The 17,089-nt window shown below is 60.5% G+C and carries 15 protein-coding genes; 2 read left to right on the top strand and 13 right to left on the bottom strand.

Annotated features, from left to right (window positions below):
* The first annotated feature begins 85 nt into the window (after positions 1-85).
* Complete coding sequence (locus tag ACG04R_RS23285; protein ID WP_394416167.1) at positions 86-4,423, top strand: Ig-like domain repeat protein; 4,338 nt, start codon at positions 86-88, stop codon at positions 4,421-4,423.
* A 7-nt stretch (positions 4,424-4,430) separates the two neighbouring features.
* A complete protein-coding gene (locus ACG04R_RS23280; RefSeq protein ID WP_394416017.1) occupies positions 4,431-4,754 on the top strand; it encodes a hypothetical protein in 324 nt (107 codons plus the stop codon).
* A 371-nt stretch (positions 4,755-5,125) separates the two neighbouring features.
* Here the strand turns inward: ACG04R_RS23280 and ACG04R_RS23275 are convergent, their stop codons facing one another.
* The 13 genes from ACG04R_RS23275 to ACG04R_RS23215 form a co-directional block, all read right to left on the bottom strand.
* Complete coding sequence (locus ACG04R_RS23275; protein WP_394416016.1) at positions 5,126-5,419, bottom strand: hypothetical protein; 294 nt, start codon at positions 5,417-5,419, stop codon at positions 5,126-5,128.
* A gap of 203 nt (positions 5,420-5,622) precedes the next feature.
* Entirely contained in the window at positions 5,623-6,660 is a 1,038-nt protein-coding gene (locus tag ACG04R_RS23270) for a hypothetical protein (RefSeq protein ID WP_394416015.1), read from the bottom strand.
* Positions 6,657-7,457: a hypothetical protein gene (locus tag ACG04R_RS23265; protein WP_394416014.1), complete on the bottom strand. Its 801-nt coding sequence runs from the start codon at positions 7,455-7,457 to the stop codon at positions 6,657-6,659. Before ACG04R_RS23265 ends, ACG04R_RS23270 begins: the two co-directional genes overlap by 4 nt.
* Before the next feature lies 1 nt (position 7,458).
* Complete coding sequence (locus ACG04R_RS23260; RefSeq protein ID WP_394416013.1) at positions 7,459-7,935, bottom strand: hypothetical protein; 477 nt, start codon at positions 7,933-7,935, stop codon at positions 7,459-7,461.
* The gene (locus ACG04R_RS23255; RefSeq protein WP_394416012.1) at positions 7,932-12,221 is read right to left on the bottom strand and encodes an AAA domain-containing protein; all 4,290 of its coding nucleotides are present in this window, start codon (positions 12,219-12,221) and stop codon (positions 7,932-7,934) included. The genes ACG04R_RS23260 and ACG04R_RS23255 overlap by 4 nt, the downstream gene beginning before the upstream one ends.
* A 265-nt stretch (positions 12,222-12,486) precedes the next feature.
* The gene (locus ACG04R_RS23250; protein ID WP_394416011.1) at positions 12,487-12,966 is read right to left on the bottom strand and encodes an H-NS histone family protein; all 480 of its coding nucleotides are present in this window, start codon (positions 12,964-12,966) and stop codon (positions 12,487-12,489) included.
* Between the two features lie 185 nt (positions 12,967-13,151).
* A complete protein-coding gene (locus ACG04R_RS23245) occupies positions 13,152-13,517 on the bottom strand; it encodes a hypothetical protein (protein WP_394416010.1) in 366 nt (121 codons plus the stop codon).
* Positions 13,518-13,570: 53 nt separating this feature from the next.
* The gene (locus ACG04R_RS23240; RefSeq protein ID WP_394416009.1) at positions 13,571-13,813 is read right to left on the bottom strand and encodes a hypothetical protein; all 243 of its coding nucleotides are present in this window, start codon (positions 13,811-13,813) and stop codon (positions 13,571-13,573) included.
* Between the two features lie 334 nt (positions 13,814-14,147).
* Positions 14,148-14,549 carry a hypothetical protein gene (locus ACG04R_RS23235; RefSeq protein ID WP_394416008.1) on the bottom strand — a complete coding sequence of 134 codons (402 nt, stop codon included), beginning with the start codon at positions 14,547-14,549 and terminating at the stop codon, positions 14,148-14,150.
* A 260-nt stretch (positions 14,550-14,809) separates the two neighbouring features.
* On the bottom strand, positions 14,810-15,160 hold the full coding sequence (locus ACG04R_RS23230) for a hypothetical protein (RefSeq protein ID WP_394416007.1): 351 nt from the start codon (positions 15,158-15,160) through the stop codon (positions 14,810-14,812).
* On the bottom strand, positions 15,157-15,426 hold the full coding sequence (locus ACG04R_RS23225; protein WP_394416006.1) for a hypothetical protein: 270 nt from the start codon (positions 15,424-15,426) through the stop codon (positions 15,157-15,159). The genes ACG04R_RS23230 and ACG04R_RS23225 overlap by 4 nt, the downstream gene beginning before the upstream one ends.
* Positions 15,427-15,632: 206 nt before the next feature.
* Entirely contained in the window at positions 15,633-15,917 is a 285-nt protein-coding gene (locus ACG04R_RS23220) for a hypothetical protein (RefSeq protein WP_394416005.1), read from the bottom strand.
* Positions 15,914-16,162, bottom strand: a complete 249-nt coding sequence (locus tag ACG04R_RS23215) for a hypothetical protein (protein ID WP_394416004.1) — start codon at positions 16,160-16,162, stop codon at positions 15,914-15,916. Before ACG04R_RS23215 ends, ACG04R_RS23220 begins: the two co-directional genes overlap by 4 nt.
* Between the last annotated feature and the right edge of the window lie 927 nt (positions 16,163-17,089).

The raw sequence follows: 17,089 nt of genomic DNA, 5'->3' as shown, positions 1-17,089 counted from the left end.
TTCTGCATTGAGAATCCGTCATATGCCAATAAGCAACAGAATTGCTTCAATGGTCGCGTCAGTACTGCGATCGGCTTTCGTGTTCATGCTGCTTGTTGCAGGTGCAAATGCTGCGTATGCATTGACGAGCACCCAGACAGTGCTGACGTCCAGCGTCAACCCAAGCTATGTTTCGCAGAACACGACGCTGACAGCCAGCGTTACGCCGACGGCGGCTTCGGGAACGGTCACATTCAAGAAGGGGTCGACTACTCTGGGGACGGCTGCTGTCAGCGCTGGGCAAGCAGTCTTTACCACAAGTTTCAGCTCGGCAGGAGTGGTCAGTCTTACTGCGGTTTATGGTGGCAATTCGACATACGCGACAAGCACGTCCGCAGCAATTTCACAAACGGTTCAAGCGAAAGCAACGACGACCACGACTTTGACTAGCAGTCCAAATCCCAGCTATGTTGGGCAAAGCACAACGCTAACAGCCGCAGTCAGTCCCTCGACGGCGACGGGGACGGTGACGTTCACCGATGGCAGCACGACGCTGGGCACGGCTAGCGTGAGCAGTGGTTCGGCCACGTTGGTCGTTACATTCAGCACCTCAGGTTCCCACAGTTTGAAGGCCTCGTATGGGGGCGATACTGCCAACAATACAAGTACATCCACGACCAAGACCCAGACGGTCAAGGCACGGGGGAATACAAGCATCGTCCTCTACTCGAACGCCAACCCGACTTACGTCGGCCAAGCCACGCTCATCTACGCGAACGTTACAGGATCCAGCTTAACAGGTAGTGTGACATTTCTTGATGGCACAACAACGCTGGGGACCGTGCCGATCAGCGGTTCGCAAGGTACGCTGTCTCCAGTGTTCAATGTTGTTGGCTCGCATAGCCTGACGGCGATTTACTCAAACGATCCTGCCAACAATGACAGCACGTCCGCGGCTGTAGTCGAGACGGTGGCGCCTGCGCGCAGTGCGACGTCAACAATCATGTCGAGTTCCATCAATCCATCGGGGCTCGGTCAAACCACCACCTTGATTGCCACCGTCTTGCCCGCGAGTGCAACAGGCAATGTTGTGTTCTCAGATAGTGCATGGGGGAATCTTGGCGTAGTGGCGATTAGCAACGGAACCGCTGTTTTGAACTTCGCATTCAACAACGAAGTGACAGCTCGGACGCTCACTGCGCGATACGTTGGTGACTCAAGCAATGCTCCTAGTACCTCCCCAGCGTTCACTCAAAATGTTGTTGCAGCTGTCTCGTCAGTCTCGCTGCAAGCGAGCCCGTTGTCGACGCAGGTTGGGCAATCGGTAACACTCACCGCGACGCTCACGCCGTCGACGGCAACAGGGACCGTGACATTTAATGATGGTGCGACTACGCTAGGCACCGCGCCAGTTCAGTCTGGAGTTGCAAATCTTTCGGTCACTTTTGCATCGGCAGGGACTCATGCAATTAGGGCCACTTACGGAGGCGATGCCAACAACAGCGCGAGTACATCGGCTGCAATCAGCGAGAGTGTTTCCGGGGCGCAAACGACGCTCAATCTATCATCGAGCCTTAATCCGGCTAACGTTGGTCAAGCGACAACACTGACTGCCACAATCACGCCAGTGGGAGCGACCGGTAGCGTGACGTTCCTGGATGGTTCAACGTCTCTTGGAGTTAGTCCAGTCTCGGCAGGCATAGCGACCTATACGGCCAGCTTCAGCAGCGCTGGAGCTCACAGCATCGTTGCAAACTACAACGGCAATTCATCGTATGCCGCTAGTTCGGCCGGGTTGACGCAATCAGTTGGAAAGTGGACTTCGTCGATAGTTCTTGATGCCTCGCCGGACTCCATCGCTAGCGGCGGTAGCGTCACGATGACTGCTATCGTCAACGGATCAGTGCCCACTGGCACAGTGACATTCAACGACGGTGCTACTGTAGTAGCAACCTCGGCGGTCAATGCGGGCCAAGCCGTCGCGACTGCCTCGCTCAGTGGAGCGGGGGTACATGCGCTTTATGCGACCTATTCTGGTGACGGAACAAATCTGCAGTCGACCTCCAGAATAGTGGATGTTTTTGTTAATGGCAGCAATGTAACGACGCCTGGTGCAATGACCTGGGTGTTTGGCTACGACCCGAATGGCAACTTGTCTGCAGTGATTGACCCCCTGGGTAACGGGACGAACCGCTACTTCGATTCACTGGATCGACTGATCCAGATCGTCGACCCGGCGGCCGCAGGAACGTCGAATTCTCCCGTCACTGCCATGAACTACGATGGTCGGGGAGTTCTATCAAGCGTTACGGATCCACGCGGTTTGGTCACGGGCTACTCGGTCGATGGACTGGGTAACGTGCAGGGGCTCACAAGCCCCGATGCAGGCGTAGGCAACTCGACGTTTGACGCCGCGGGACAGCTTCGTACATGGACCGACTCTCGTGGCAAGGTGGCGACGTATTCCTACGACTCAATTGGCCGGATGACTCGCGCCGACTATGCCAGCGGCACACCAACCGTCTTCGAGTACGACGGGGGCGGCAATCCAGCGCCGTTCAGCGCTGGAAGGTTGACACGGATTACGGATGAATCCGGATCGTCCGACTACACATACGACTTCCGAGGGCGTGTGCTGACAAAAGCTCAAACTGTGGGCGCTAATCCGCCAATGGTGACGGCCTACGGCTGGGGAATTTCGGGGTCTGCAACCGGATTGCTGACCTCCATGACGTACCCCAGCGGTGCGCGAGTGTCCTATTCCTATGATGGTGCGGGGCGAGTGAACGCTATCGCGTTCAATCCTCCCAATGCGAGTGGCGTGGGTACCAACACCGCCGTGACGGTGAACCTGCTGTCTGGCGTTACGTACAACGGAGTCAACGATGTGATCGGCTGGGTTTGGGCGGACGGTACAAGCTATCAACGCACCTACGATGCCTTTGGGCGGCTAGTTGCATACCCACTGGGCAATCCCGCGGGAATCGGCTCGGCATCCGGTCTGACGCGTACGCTTGGCTACGACGCTTCAGGCAAAATCACTGTCTACAGTCATGCCAACGCGTCTGGCGCGCAGTCGCAGTTTGATCAGGCGTTCTATTACGACAATTTGGGCCGACTGACGGCGAACACGCAGGGCAGTCAATCATTCAATTACGCATACGATTCGAGCGGCAATCGGATACTTCGAGCCGTAGGTGCGACTAACTACCCATACACGATCTCGCCGTCGAGCAATCGCCTGATTCAAGCCCAAACGGCTGGCGGGGCGGTCAGTTTCATCTACGACAATGCCGGTAATGTACAAACGGATGGGTCTGCAACCTACTTCTATAGTGACCGAGGCCGGAAAAGCAGCGCCACCATAGGCGGCGCAACCATCAACTACACCTACAACGGCTTGGAACAGCGTGTTGGCAAGACCGGGCCTGCTGCGTTCGTGCCCGACGGTGCTGCATACTATGCCTACGACGAGATGGGCAAGTTGATTGGTGAATATGGTCCAGGGTTGACGTCGGTCTACGAGACGATCTACCTGAGTTCCTTGCCTGTAGCAGTGCTGAAGCAGTCTGGCACTGCTTCGAACTCGACGCTTCAGACCACGGCCTATAACGTTTATGCGGATCATCAAGACACTCCGCGCGTTGTAACCCAAAGTTCCGATGACGCGATCGTTTGGCGTTGGGACGCTGCCGAAGCCTTCGGTGCCTCACCACCAGATCAGAACCCGACAGGCGCGGGGACGTTTATCTTTAACCAGCGCTTCCCTGGGCAAGTCTTTGACAGTGAGACGGGCACCTTCTACAACTGGCATCGGGACTACCAGCCAAGCACTGGCAGCTACGGCCAAAGTGACCCCATCGGGCTCGGCGGTGGCATCAATACGTATGCCTACGTGGGCGGCAACCCGCTGAATTACGCCGACCCGAACGGTCTACAAGCACAGGAGCGCTGCGTTGGGACGCTAGGTTTCAGGGTCTGCCAAAGTGTCCCCAGCCCCGTGATGGACCCTAGAACCGATTTGCCGCCTCAAGCTGGGCCAACGCCAGGTTTTGTCAACCCGTTTGCTGACTTCTTTAAGAACAAGAAACCAAGCTGGGTGACTGGCAATAACGAAAAATACTGGAACCAAGCGAATTGTGCTGAGGGCGACCCCTGTGAGCAACTGAAGGCATACATTCGGCAAGAGCTTGCAAATACAAAATCAAAGCAACAAGAAATGCTGACCGACCCAAAACGCCTTTATCGAAATGCATACTCGAAGCCGAACCCCGCGGTTACGGGGACGAATACCACTTGGTTAAATCATTGGGAGCAGCTATACGGTCGAATTGGAAAAATTAACGACATGATAGCGATGGGGCAGCGCATGGGCTGTGATATGTCGCAGGAAATAATAATGTCCGGCGGGCTCTATCTGCCCAATCATCCACTCAATCCGTAAGTTTGCCATGAGAGCATTGCTGACCATTCCAATATCCCTGTCGAGCAATAGGGCGTTAGGTTCCGCGGTGGGAAGGCCAGATATTCAAGCCGAACCCGCATTGGGTGAGAACTTCCCTTGGAAGATTGAAGACCTGGGCGGGTTGTCTCCAAGCACCAAGCAACTTCTTGTCGAACTCAAAGTTGAACTTTTAGACCGCAATCCGCAAGTCAGGAATGTTGAATTTTCTGTAGAAGTTGAATGCGCCATTTTCTCTTCTGAAACCGAGGCCAGGCGCGCGATTGATGAGCTCGAAGCATCTCTAGGGCTCGTCTATGCAGACTACTTCTAAGCTTGCCCGGTCGATTCCATAGTGATGCTGAGCTCCGGAACAAAGATATTCAGCCAAAGGCTGCATGACCGAGGCGACAACTACCTTGACGCGCGCCGATCGTCAGGCGTTCAAGTGGGACTTGCGGCCCCATCGGCAAACGTCGAACGACTGAGCTCATTGATCGCGCCCGGCGCAGCAGCTTCCCCCGCGGAGCCGCCTACAGCCATCTCCCGGCCAGTGTCATCGCTCCCGAAAAAGCGCAACACCAGAGATGGCTGCTGATGCTCATGCATCAGCCGAACTTAATTCAAGGTGCCACGCTGGCCGTACGCAAGAGCAGTCCACCTGGGTTGGACCATCGAGATATAGCAACCGCTTTCTAACTCTTCTCAAGCGGTGCTGTCGTCTCGTGCTATCAAGGCCTTGGTCTGCTCGTCATCTTCGCCGTAGAAGCGCGTCTCTCGCAGGTGGTTCTCCTGAGCCAGTCGACTCTCGTGCTGCTCCTGGAGGACGATCATCTGCTCCTCGCTGTTGACCGGGAAGTCCATCAGTCGGCGCAGCAGGCCTCGGCGTGCCGTCTCGATGAGGTATTCCGGTGCGCCGATGGCGCAGAGATCGGATAGTCGCCTGGCGGCCTCCTTGATGGAGGCGGCCATCTCGACGCGGGAAGGTAGATCGGCCATGGAATTCCCCCTGATGACACGTAACTGCGTTGTCATGCAGAACCGGCGCGGCGTCAACCGCAGTTGCGCACTGCTAGGGATGCCAGGCCGCTAGTCGCAAAAATCCACCGCTGGCGCCTTGGCAGCGACGACTCCTACAGGGTGTGATAGCGAGCGCTACCACAAGGAAGACATACGGATTGAATTCTGGTCGAGGGGCTGAACTACATCAAGGCGCCAGTCAACCAGAACCGTAACCCACTGAAGGCAGCCCCCAGGCCTTCCATATGCGGCCGCAGCGAGTACGCAAGCTCACCGTCCTGCTCGCAGTAGCGAGCCAGCCATTCCAAGCGGGCAGCTGCTTGGTCTTTAGGCGTCATTGCCGACCACTCGGGAAGCGATTGGGCCAACTCTAGCTCCATGCTGAGCTTCAATTCGCGAAGGGGATGGTTCTGTGGCAGCGAGTTTTCCGGATCGAGCCACGATGGCAGACCGGCGTGTTTTGGCGCGCGGGTTGACGCCGCCACCTTCTCGAGGGTCAGCTGGTTTCGACTCAGGCCCGCCCAGCGCGCACGAATGGCGTCTACGTAATCGCCAGCAGAGGGACCGAGTAAGCCTCCCCCGATCTCCTCGAGTGCCGCCCGATAGCTTGTTTCCTGAGTAGCGACTTCTTCGATCAACTGGTTCGTGCGCTGATTGCTGTGAACGAGCCCCGACGCTTCCCAAGTCCGCAGGCAACGGCGACCGTGTTGCGTCAGCTCGATGTGGGCAGTTCGACCTTCACGTCTGGTACGGATGCGCAGCAACGGCTCGCCGGCAGGGGACTCTGGCGCCAGCATCTCCTTGAGCGTGCTCGCGCACGACGCGGCCGTCGTGACGCCACGAGCGGCCATCTGCCTTAGCAAGCCGCCCAGGCTAGACCCAGGGAGTGGCACTGCGGCGGCCAAACTGATGGTCAACTCGCCCTTCGGCAATGCCGAGGTACGCATCTCCGCAAACGGCATACGCGGCCAGTCCTGACGGAACCGCCAATACCCGAGGCTCGTTCCGACAACCTCTGCACTCGCAAAGGCCGCGACAGCGCCGCCTGGGGTCCTGTAAACCGCTCGCTGGTGCCGCAGCGTGGGCGCCTTGACAGTGCAGGCGAGGGCGCTGTTCCAAATCACCTTGTAAAGCGCGAGCCTGTCACGAGACATGCCACCGGCCAGGACGCTCGGGGGCTCGTCCCAGGAAGCCGGCTGGATCATCGGATGACTGCTCATGGGGTGCCTCGCGTCCTGGCTCCGAAAACAGTTCTGCGAATGATATTTTTCAGGGGTTGGCCAGTGACCGGGGTGACGAGATCCGCGTCGACGAGTCGAGGAATAAAGAACTGCTGTGCGCCGCCGGGCAGAACTTGTCCAGGCTGACGATTCAAGTCCTGCTGCCCTACGGTGCCCGCCAGCACGGCAACCGGCCGCGCCAGTTGGACGCGGACGTATCCATAGTCGCCGTTCCATTCGGCCAGTACGGCCGTACTCGCGCGCCAGTGACCCACGTCGTCATACTCGTCGGGACAGACGGGCTCCCAGTAATTCCCAAGGATCTTGTTGGTCACACTGCCATACAGGGCGCCCGTCGCTGTCAACCCGACCGTCCGGTAAAGCTCCTGCCCCGGCAAAAGTTCAACCAATTGCACCGCGCCCGAGAATTTGCGCAATTCGTCCTCCACTTTTTGGGCCGTCATGCCGAACTTCGCCGCGGCGCGTGCCACCAGCGCAGGATCGAAGGTGTCAAGCGCGACCGCACCGGTGCCCAAAGGTGCTGCGCCGGGGTAGTCGGACAACGCATCGCGGCCGTTGGCCAGTGCGAACTGCAGAAACTCCGGCGGCTCCGTCAGGTCGCGTGCTGCCAAGCGATCGAACTCGGCACGTTTGTCAGCGTTTACGGTGTCGTAGTCATAGCGCTCGGCAGGGTCGAGCAAATCGCTGTCGGGCACATTGCCGCGCCGTCGAACGAATTCCCAGGTGCCAGGCAGGATTGCATGTCCCGCCGTTCGTGAATAGCTTGTGCCGGCCATTTCAGCGCCTCCAAACGTCGTCGTCACGGCGAGCGGCTATGGCGTCGCGCATCTGTGCCTCGAGCAGCTCGCGCTCGCCGCTGTTGAGCCGCTCGAAGATCCGCAGGCTGGCGCGCACGATCGCCGAGGTCTCGACGTGTTGCGTCCATAGGGACGCCCATCCAAGATCCAGCTGATCGGGCACGTTTCGAACAGCAGAACCCAGGGCGCTGATGACATTGACACGGGGAGTCTCAGCACCGTCAGACGACTGGATCGCCGGGATCAAGTCACGCCACTCGGCGATTGATCGGAAGACCATCGCAGCATGTGCCAGAGCTTCCGGTGCGGGTACGACATAGCCCTCGTCGATCAGCGCCGAGGCCTGAACAGAAACCGGCCCGGCCAGAAGGTCCGCCAGCAATCGAGCCTCGGTGACTGCGCGCTCGGAAAGCGTGAACAGGTCGACCGTCTCGGAAGCCTCAGCAGAATCGCTCACGTGTCGGATCCTTGTTGATAGAGGGCATTCATCTCTGCCTGAGCGTCCCAAGGCATGATGTTCAGCTCGTCGGCCGCAACCTCCAGGACGCGCAGCGTCGTGCTGGGTGGGTACAACGGCGGGACTTGAAGCACGGCCTCCACATTGACGGGCGACAAAGTGACCGTCATCGCATTTGCCTCTTCGAGATTCAGCAGTCCTTGCGCCACGGCGCGCGCCTCCTCAAGCCGCATCCGAGCAGGGCCGGCTAAGGCAGAGACGTCGGCGGCGACGAAGCCGTGGTGATGTTGCCCGTCGCGATCGGCGGCGACAACCTCAACACAGTAGCTGTCTTCGGGCGCAATTTCGTCTGCGATCGCCACGATTGCCCGCCGACTGGCACTCTGATACGTCTGATCCGGCAGCTTCGCCTTGAAGACTCTCCGATCCATGTGACGGGCGTACTCTCGCACCAAGGCGGCAGTCAGCAGGTCTGCATCGAAGTCGGGGCCGGCAATCTCGAGCGCCAGGCGAAGGTCATCATCGACCAACGTATGAAAGCGCATGCGCTTGACCTGGACGTCGCCGAGGATGCTTGCCGCGAGCTCGGCCGTCTGCCATCCGATCAACTCTCCCGCGAGGTCGTCATCCGTGGCGATCACCAACGATTCGATCAGGCCGCGGTGCGAGCTCAGCGCACCTAGGAATGACTCCATGGCGCGCTCGTCCGTCGCCGCCCATTGCAAAGTCCCATCTTCAGACAGCGAAGAGTCCTGCAGCATACCCTGTGTTGCCACGATGGCCACCTGCAATCCCAGTGCCTTGCTGACCAGTTGCACCTTGCCCGGTGCCTCGACCACGACAAGGTGCTTGGGGAATAGGCGCCTGCCGTGCTTGCGCATGTAGGCCCCCAGCCGAGCCATCGGCGTCCGCTTCAGACCCGATCTGGCCGCTTCACGGGCATCAGTCGGGCCTGGCCAGAAGGTCTGACGCTGACCGAAGACGACAAAGCAATCCTTGGCTCTCGATACCGCGACGTTCATCAGAAAGCCGCCGTCGCGATCAGCAAAGAGTCGAGGGTTGGTGCCCAGTTGCTGCACCAGGCTGAATGCCACGACGGGCCGCTCGGCCCCCTGCAGTCTGTGCACGGTGCCGATGATCAGGCGATCCAGCACTTCCGTGCCCAGAACCCGTCCCAGGCGCTTGGCCAGCTCTTCCTTGATGCAGGCCGCCTGTCCTGCCAAAGGCGTGATGATGGCGAGGATTTCGTCTAGAGGCTTTCCGTAGGCGGCTGCAAGGCGATCGTGGATCTGTTCTATCCAGTCGACGATGGCCCTGGCCTCGAACGGATTGATCCATGAATTCCCCCGTCGCGCTGGCGGCCCCAGGTCGACGTCTACCCAAGCCATCGGCGGCTCGCTGAAGGCGGTTGGCTCGTCCGCGCGAACGTAACGCAGCGCGCTACCGTATAGAAGCTCGCTGCAGTAGCCGGCGATCAACGGATGGCACCGGTAGTGGTACAGCAAGGTGACGCCCGCCTCGCCACGCCCATCCGTCCAGTGGGCCCCGTGCTTGGCTAGGGCCATGCCAGACCCGGTGCAAGGATTCAGCGCGTCGGGCACGTCAGCAGGCGTAAGCCCACACCGGCGGGCAATCTGCTCCACCCGGTCCGAAGTCAAAAGATTGATCGGCTGAAGCTGCTTGGTGTCCCCGACGAAGATGGCTGTATTGGCGCAAGCCGAGGCACTCAGCGCCACAACAGGGAGGCACTGCCCGGCTTCGTCCATCACCAGAAGGTCCGCCGTCGCATCTTTGCCGAGCTTGCAGACCTGGTGCGTGGTCGCCACGATGATGACGCCTAGCATCATCGCCCTGCGCAGACGGGCTTCATTGGAAATGTCGATGTCGTCTCGCAAAGCCTCAGAGATCCAACGACCTTCCCAGTAGCGTGCGGCCAGATGAAACATCGCGACGCGATGCTCCAAATCCTGGCGAGCATCAAATCGGGCCCAAAGCATGTCGATGGCAAGGCCTGCTCGGCTGGGTAGATTCCTGGTCAGGGCGACCGCGTACCGTGCCGTGGGGAGCTCCGAGGGCGCAAGGCGCTTGGGTGCGGCCGTCTGAGAGATCAGCGACCGAACGGCCTCGCGCCGCTCGGCTCGCCGCTGCAGGGCTCGCGTCAGTTCGTCCGCCGCCAACTGCTTCGCTTGTGACGCAGCGTCATGACGCTGCTGCTCCGAGGCCCACAGGGATTCCGCCTTCGACAGTGCCTCGTCCAGCAAGGGCCATACCCGTGTCCACTCCAGTCCGGCCGACCCGAACGCCACCGATGCATAGGTTTCGGTGGCGGCTAAATCCGCAATTTCCTTCCCGAAGAGCCGCTCGCGAATGGCACGCGGAAGCCATGACCGCCAGCCGGCCAACAATCGACGCGACGCGACGCGATACGCCCGTCCCAGGCGATTGGCCTCGCTGAGCTGGGCGACTCGTGTGGACGATGCCTTGAACTCAGCTTCAAGGATGCCCGCGGCATTCGTCAAACGAAGAATGTCGCCGGCGCGCGCACGCGACGCAGCAAACGCATCGCCGACGCGCGAGAGGGCGCTTTCGAAACTTCTGATCTCCAAGGCCATCGCGTCACGATGTCGGACCAGTCGATCGTGAAGCACGCCGGCAACGCTGTCGAGGGATAGCGAAGACGAGCCGCCCAATCTGAGAACCTTGCTGGCTCGCTCGAGATATTGGTCCCTGTGCTGTTCAGCATCAATGTCCGAGAACGCCTGTGCAGCTCCAGACGGCCGATACGGCTGATGGGTCGCCGCGTCGTATCGCAGCTGCATGAGGTTTGGATAGTCCTCAGCAGCCTTGCTGGACGGAAAGAACCAGCCGTAGCTGGGAAGCCCATCAACCCACCGCGCTTCCATTGAATACGAATCTGTCCCGACGACGTCGCCAAACGCCTCGATGACGTTGATCACAGCCTTGTTCGTCGCCCCCGTGCCAAACACGAGAGGAGGGCTGCCCCGTTGTTCGACGGCGGCCAGCACCCATTGGGAGGCCAGAAGCGCCTTGAGGAAAGAAGTCTTGCCTGACCCTGGTGGGCCGTTGACGGGAAGATGGAAGCGTCCCTGCGTCGGCTCTAGGACCATGGCCTGCATCGCCGCTAGGCGCTGAGTGCAATCAAGCGGAAAAGCGGGTTTGCGAGATGCAGTGCCAACTCCGCTGGCGTCCATGTGCCCGAGGAAGCGTTCCCGCGGCGATGTTGAGAGCCTCACCAAGTCCAGAACTTCAGGCGACTGCAACAAGCTCAGCGGCAGCGCAGACTCTCTGGCACCATCGACAAGCTCCTGCAGTACGGCACACCAGGGGCTGGGCTGGACGCGCGCCTCGTCGACCACCCGAACTTCGATATCTCTGACGTGTCGCCCAAACAGCGCCGGGGCGAACTCGTGCATGCGGTGCCCAAGCGCCTCAACGCATCGCCGGTCCAGCTCCGCGATGAAGCCTGGCCAGTCAATTCGCGCCTCGTCGGGCCATGGGTCCGCGGCAATACGAGCCAGGCTGTCTTCGTCGAATTCCCCCACCGGCTCGCCGTCTCGGAAGAACTCCGAACTCGAAAACTGAAGTTGCGGGTCGTCTGGCGGAACGTAGCAAGGCTTGCCGTCCAGCGTCCACGTCGTGTCGTCGACGTAGCGCGGCTGGCCTTCCGGGTGGACCAGTCTTATGGTGAAGAAGACACGAAACGGCGATCCACTTCGAACGGCAGGCTTCCGCACACCGAACACAAGAAGAACCGAATCGACCCCCGGATGAACGCCCGGTGGGGCAGCCCGAACTTCGCGCAGCGGTGCTACTGCGAGCGGCTCGCAACGCGCCACCGCATCCTGATCCTCAAAGCGAGCCAACTCCAGGCTCAGCTTGAGCAAGGGCGGTGCGTTTTCACGTGCCGTTTGAAGGGCTTGTTGACGCGACTGAGCCTCGGCGGCCGCTCTCGTTCGTGCTGCAGCGGTGGTGGGCCACCCCTCAATCCAGGCCAGCCAGGCCGCCACATTCAAGGCGGACGGCTGCTCGACAGGTTTGGCTGCACTCGATGCCTGATTGCCAAGTCGCTTTGTTGCGTCCGGCAGTCGGTCACTGAGGTAGTTGTTGGGCTGACCACCGGCAGAAAACTTGCTGAGTACTTGCGCCAGCACCGAGAGATCTGGCCATAGCGCTGAGTCGGCAAGCAACTCTTCCGCGGGAGGGAAGCCCAATCTCGCTAGGGCCTCGTTCCCGATATCAACTTGGCGATTCCTCTTGATGCTCATTCGGACCCGGCCGCGATTCTTGGCTGTTGCAGTTCAAGGAGGGCACAACGGTTCAGCGATCCGACTGGCACGGGTCGACCGGAAGTGATGCCTGCCAGGCAGGGGATGCAACGACAAAGTGGCTATGCGCCGCGAGCCCGGGCAGTTCGGGCCGCGACGGCAGCGCCTATTTCGGTGATCGCATACTGCCGGTGATCCGATGGCCAGTCATGGCCGGCCCAAGTGGTCAGCGCGATCGGCACCCGCCGAGTGCTGAGGCGTCTGGTCAGGCTTCGGCCGGCGCTGCGACGGGCTTGGCGCGGGGCTTGCGCGGCGCGACTGTCTTGGCGGGTGTGCGTTTCTTGGCTTCGGGCTTGCGGGCCGGCGCTGCCTTCGGCTTGGCGCGGGCCTTCGCTGACTGGGTGTCGGCGGTCGCAGGGGCTACAGCCTTTCCGACCAGGAAGTCCTCAAGCGCCTTGCCGGCAGCCAGAGCTTGGCGGATCCACTCGGGCCGCTTGCCCATGCCTCCCCAGGTGTTGCCAGTACCGTCGGCGTATTTGGGCGGCTTCGTGGCGCTGGTGATCTTGGTACCGGCCTTCGCGCGGACCGGCTTCGAAGTGCCTGCGGAGCCGAACAACTGCTCTGCCGTCAGGCTGTACTTGACGATGTCCTTGCGGATGCGCGTGATGACTTCCGATTGGATTGCTGCTGCTTCCTTTTGAAGACGCTCGATCTGGGACAGGATGTTCAAGAGAGATTTGGCCATTGAGTGGGCTCCGAATTGGCGATCACGTGCATTGCGCTGGGGACGCATTCACAGGGCAGGACCATACCTCAATGTCAGCTGAATCAATCTGTTGTGTCGAGTCACAGCAAGCGGCAAGCTGACCAACTGGAGGCCCGCGACGACGGTCGACATGGCCAATTAGGCCGTCGCGGCCAGTAGTTGCTTCACATTTCTCCGTCGGGCAGAGAGTCTGGAGCGATATTGGCTATGGTGACTAGGCCGGTGGCGCCGTCGAGGACATGGAAACCGATGGCCGCTTCCAAGCCTGGCTGCGCCGCGACTATTCGCCCGATGCGGCTCACGCGGTCGATCAATGCGTCCTCTGTGGGCGAGTCGAGAGAGTCAATCTCCCGGAGGTCTGACAGCAGTCTTCCCGCGTTCAGATAGAAGGCTGCTGTTGCGGCCGGCCCGCTCCCTTTGTACGAGACGCCTGCGCGGCCGATCCAGTAGGTGGCAACGAGGCCCCCGAGTTCGACATCCACACGAAGAACGAGATCCGCGCTGATCGGCTCGCCAGTAGTACCCGGCACGATGGACTCCTGAGGGGCTCTGTCGTGGATCGGCGAAGTCTGGGGCGCACCCATCAACCTGCCAGGCGCTGGTCCATCCACGCTACAGCCAGGTCCACCGCGGCGTGCATCGCCTCGGCAGGTATCTCAAATTCGGGCGCGCCCGCGGACGGCTGCTCCGCATGAAGCAGCGTCCCACCACCGATTGCGCCGTCGTAGATCAGAAAGGAGGGCCTGAACGTTGACTCCCCGAAGGGCTTCGCCTCACACGACTCGCTGTAGTGGGTCTTTCTGGCGTTCTCGAAGGCAATAGGCATGGCGGCTGCTCCTGTTGTGCATCGCAATCACCGTACCACGACAGAGAGGCCGTACTCTCACCCCAGTTCCGTCGATACACGATGACAACGGCATCCTGGCCCGCGTGCCAAGTCAGTTCGTCGCTCAGGTGAGCCGGCTGTTGCCAGACCCTTCCTGCGCTCTTGAGCGGGAGATGAGCGTCGAGATTGAAGCCGCCTTGGCTGGCCGTGTGCGCCTGACACACGGGAAGTGGCGTTACGGCGGGCCCAGGGGCGAGACTTCGTGCGTAGTGTGGCTGTGCCGTCATGCCGAGCCCGTCGGAGCGGCTCAGTCTGCAGCACGAATCCACCGAATCTACGGACCGACCCACTCCGGATGCTTCTCGACCGTCGCCGGAGCGCACTTGAACTCAGTGGGCGGCAGTTGCTGCCAAAAGGCCTTCATCGCAAGGATGAGAGCCAAGAAGATCAAGATCCAGAAGACTATCGGGGCGGCCGCGCCTTTGAACTTCAAACCACCGAACTCGACCTCGATCTTGCCGCGTGAAGACTCCAGGGTGACAACGAGGAAGTACGCAAAGACTGCCCCGTATGGCAGCACGAAGAAGATCTCGTAGTTCTGCATGATGATGCCGGTGAAGAAATTGCACCGGTAGGTGATGCACCACCACCCCAGGAAGGCAATCGGAAGCAGTAGTAGAACCAGCCCGGTCACCAGAATCCATCGCGGCACGGTTGTCGCTTCTCGCACGGTCATAGAACTCCCCTCCTTGGATTTGCTACTTGCCAGCCTTGAACCGCCGCATGGCGAACGCGACAACAGCGGTGACGTTCGGGAACGACGCAACTCAACAGCAGCTCTACATCCCTGTCGAGTTGAGCTCACGTCCACACGTCGCGCAGCTGCGGGGCCTGTGGCCAGAAACGAAGTCGACGCACAAACGTGGCGGAACCTCAGCGTCGCTACGGGCCAGCGCCAAGTTTCTCCGACGCTCAGCGTCGAGGACCTGGGTCAGGTCATGATTGCAGCCCTGGTACAGCTGCTGGTTTTGCTTCTTGATCTGAGCCGGCGTTGCCTTCAACTTGTCGATGTAGATCGCCGCGCTCTTGTCTGTTTGGTCCGAGGATGTCTTTGCTTTCTTTGGGCCTGTGCTCATGGTCCTGGATTCCTTCCCGCATTCGCCGACGAGGACCTGCGCTTTGGCTGATCCGGTTGACGGCGTTGAACGATTTTGCAGCGCTCACCGGCATGACCCGGACAGGCGTCGACGTCGTCTCCATCGTTTTGAGGATGCCGACCGCCCGACGCGAATCACCGAACGCCAAGGCCGTCGGCTCGAATTCATCGAGCCCAACGGCTTCACTCACTTCCCATCCTCGCGACCTTCGAAGTCGTCCAGCATCTCGTCCGGCAATGGAGCGCCGAAGTCTGCGGGAGCCTCGAGCTTGCCCTTGAGGCACCCCAGTTCACGCCTCGGGGCATCAGAAGCATCCGCGACGCTGAGCTTGCCGACCCTGGCCGCCGTCCGTTTCAGTCGGTCGCGAAGAATTTCCTCGTACTCGGCTACCCAGTTGAGATGCTCTTCGATCCGTTTGATGGTGGACTGGATGTGCACGAGGTCACCCAGGTCCATGACGTCGCGCGCTACCGACAGGCGCGCCTTCAGCTGATCCGCGACCGCTTGTGCCGACCCAACGGTTTCCAGGGCTTGGTGGGGAGTGCGGTTCGTGACTCGCTCCTGAAGCGTTGGGGAAAACTGTTTGGGGTCTGCAGGTCTGCACGTGCGCGTCGCCGCGCGTGCTTGGTCAGGCTCGGTCGAGGCGCCCGTCAACGCCGTTGTCAGACGGGCATCCTGGGTTGCAACGGGAGGCCCTCAGACACTTCGACGCCGTCAATACGCTTACGCCCCGCCCCGTACGCCCTGCGAACAGCAGGGTCGAACACGCCGTGACCGAGGCGGTAGTCCTCCTCCATCAGCCGATCGAAGTCCGGGCTGCCGAACTCTCGCCCGACGGCGGGCATCTGATCCCACAACCGGTCCTCGATCATTCCGTCCATCCGCCTGCGAAGAGTCTTCCGAAGGATGCGGTGGATCCTGGTGCGCTGCTTTCTGAGCGACGTCATCCGAACTCCTTTGCTTTGATCGGCGGCTCCGCGAGGGCTCGCTGGATCTTCTCCAGGGCTCTGTGCGCCGCCCCTGGTTCGTCGTCTGGTGTCCACATCACGATCGCCGGATTCGCCGAGTAGCCGCGAAGGCGGCCGTCTTCCTCGTAGTACACCTCATGCACCGCGCTGTACGAGTCCTCTCCCGCGTCGAACTCGATCACGCGGAGGTTCCAGTAGCTGTGTTTTCGCGTGCTGTCGGTCATCGGGCGGATGGAGCGCAAGTTGTATCAGCTGGGCGGCGGGGTCGAGCTCGCGAGCGTGCGGTGATCGCCCTCAACAGGAATGCACTGTGGCGCTGATGCTCTCAAATGTCCAATGGTGCGCCCTGGTCCGTGGCGTGCCAGGACAGCCGCCAGTCGCCTTGCGTTCCTGCCGGCCTGCCGGGAGTACACCACGAGGTCGTGCAGGTCTTCCAGTTCGTCGGCCAGCAACGCCCTCCGGGCCTTCCAGGTCTGGCCAGTAGTCGACCACCACGGCGACTGCCTTCACCCCATAGTGCCGATCGGGTTCGCCGGAGGGCTTGAGGTCTGCCCGCATTAGCCAGTGCACAGCCCCAGCGCGGTCGGGCTGATCACAACACTGGTTCCTGAAGTTGGCGGACTAGATGGTCTATCCCGGCGATGCGGTATGGTCCAACTCTGCAATTGCATTTCGGTGCATCACAGACACAAACAAGACCTGTCTGAGTCGCAGTGCCGAGCTTGATCATGCGCTGACCGATGGCGCTAGCTGGCGACCGCATAAAGCGGCTCTGTTACAGACAGTTGTCTCACGGACTGGTTGGCCTGGCAGTCGGGCCTGTCCGGAATATTGTGCTCAAGGTAGCATCGAGCCGTGGATTCCGAACTTTTCTCCAATCCAGGTTTCTGGATCGCCGTCAGCTTAGTAGGCGCCGCATGGGCCTTTGGCTCCGTATTGAAGCGAGCGGCTCAGAAAGACAGGCGGCGTCCGCGCAAGGAAGGCTAGGTTGAACGCGCTTTTCCACGCTCACATGAAGACTACCGTGCGTATTTCGGCCAACGTGACCGGTCATTTCGGTCATCGTGACCGACGCTGTTGAGGAGCGTCGGAGAGGTCGTTTCGGTATCGTGACCGCCCGTTTCGGCGATCGTGACCGCCGGGCCGGCGGC

Origin of the sequence: Pelomonas candidula (assembly GCF_043555985.1) — a bacterium.
Classification (GTDB): Bacteria; Pseudomonadota; Gammaproteobacteria; order Burkholderiales; family Burkholderiaceae_C; genus Pelomonas; species Pelomonas candidula.
Note: the sequence above shows the minus strand (reverse complement) of the source record. Positions and strands in the feature narration are given on the sequence as shown.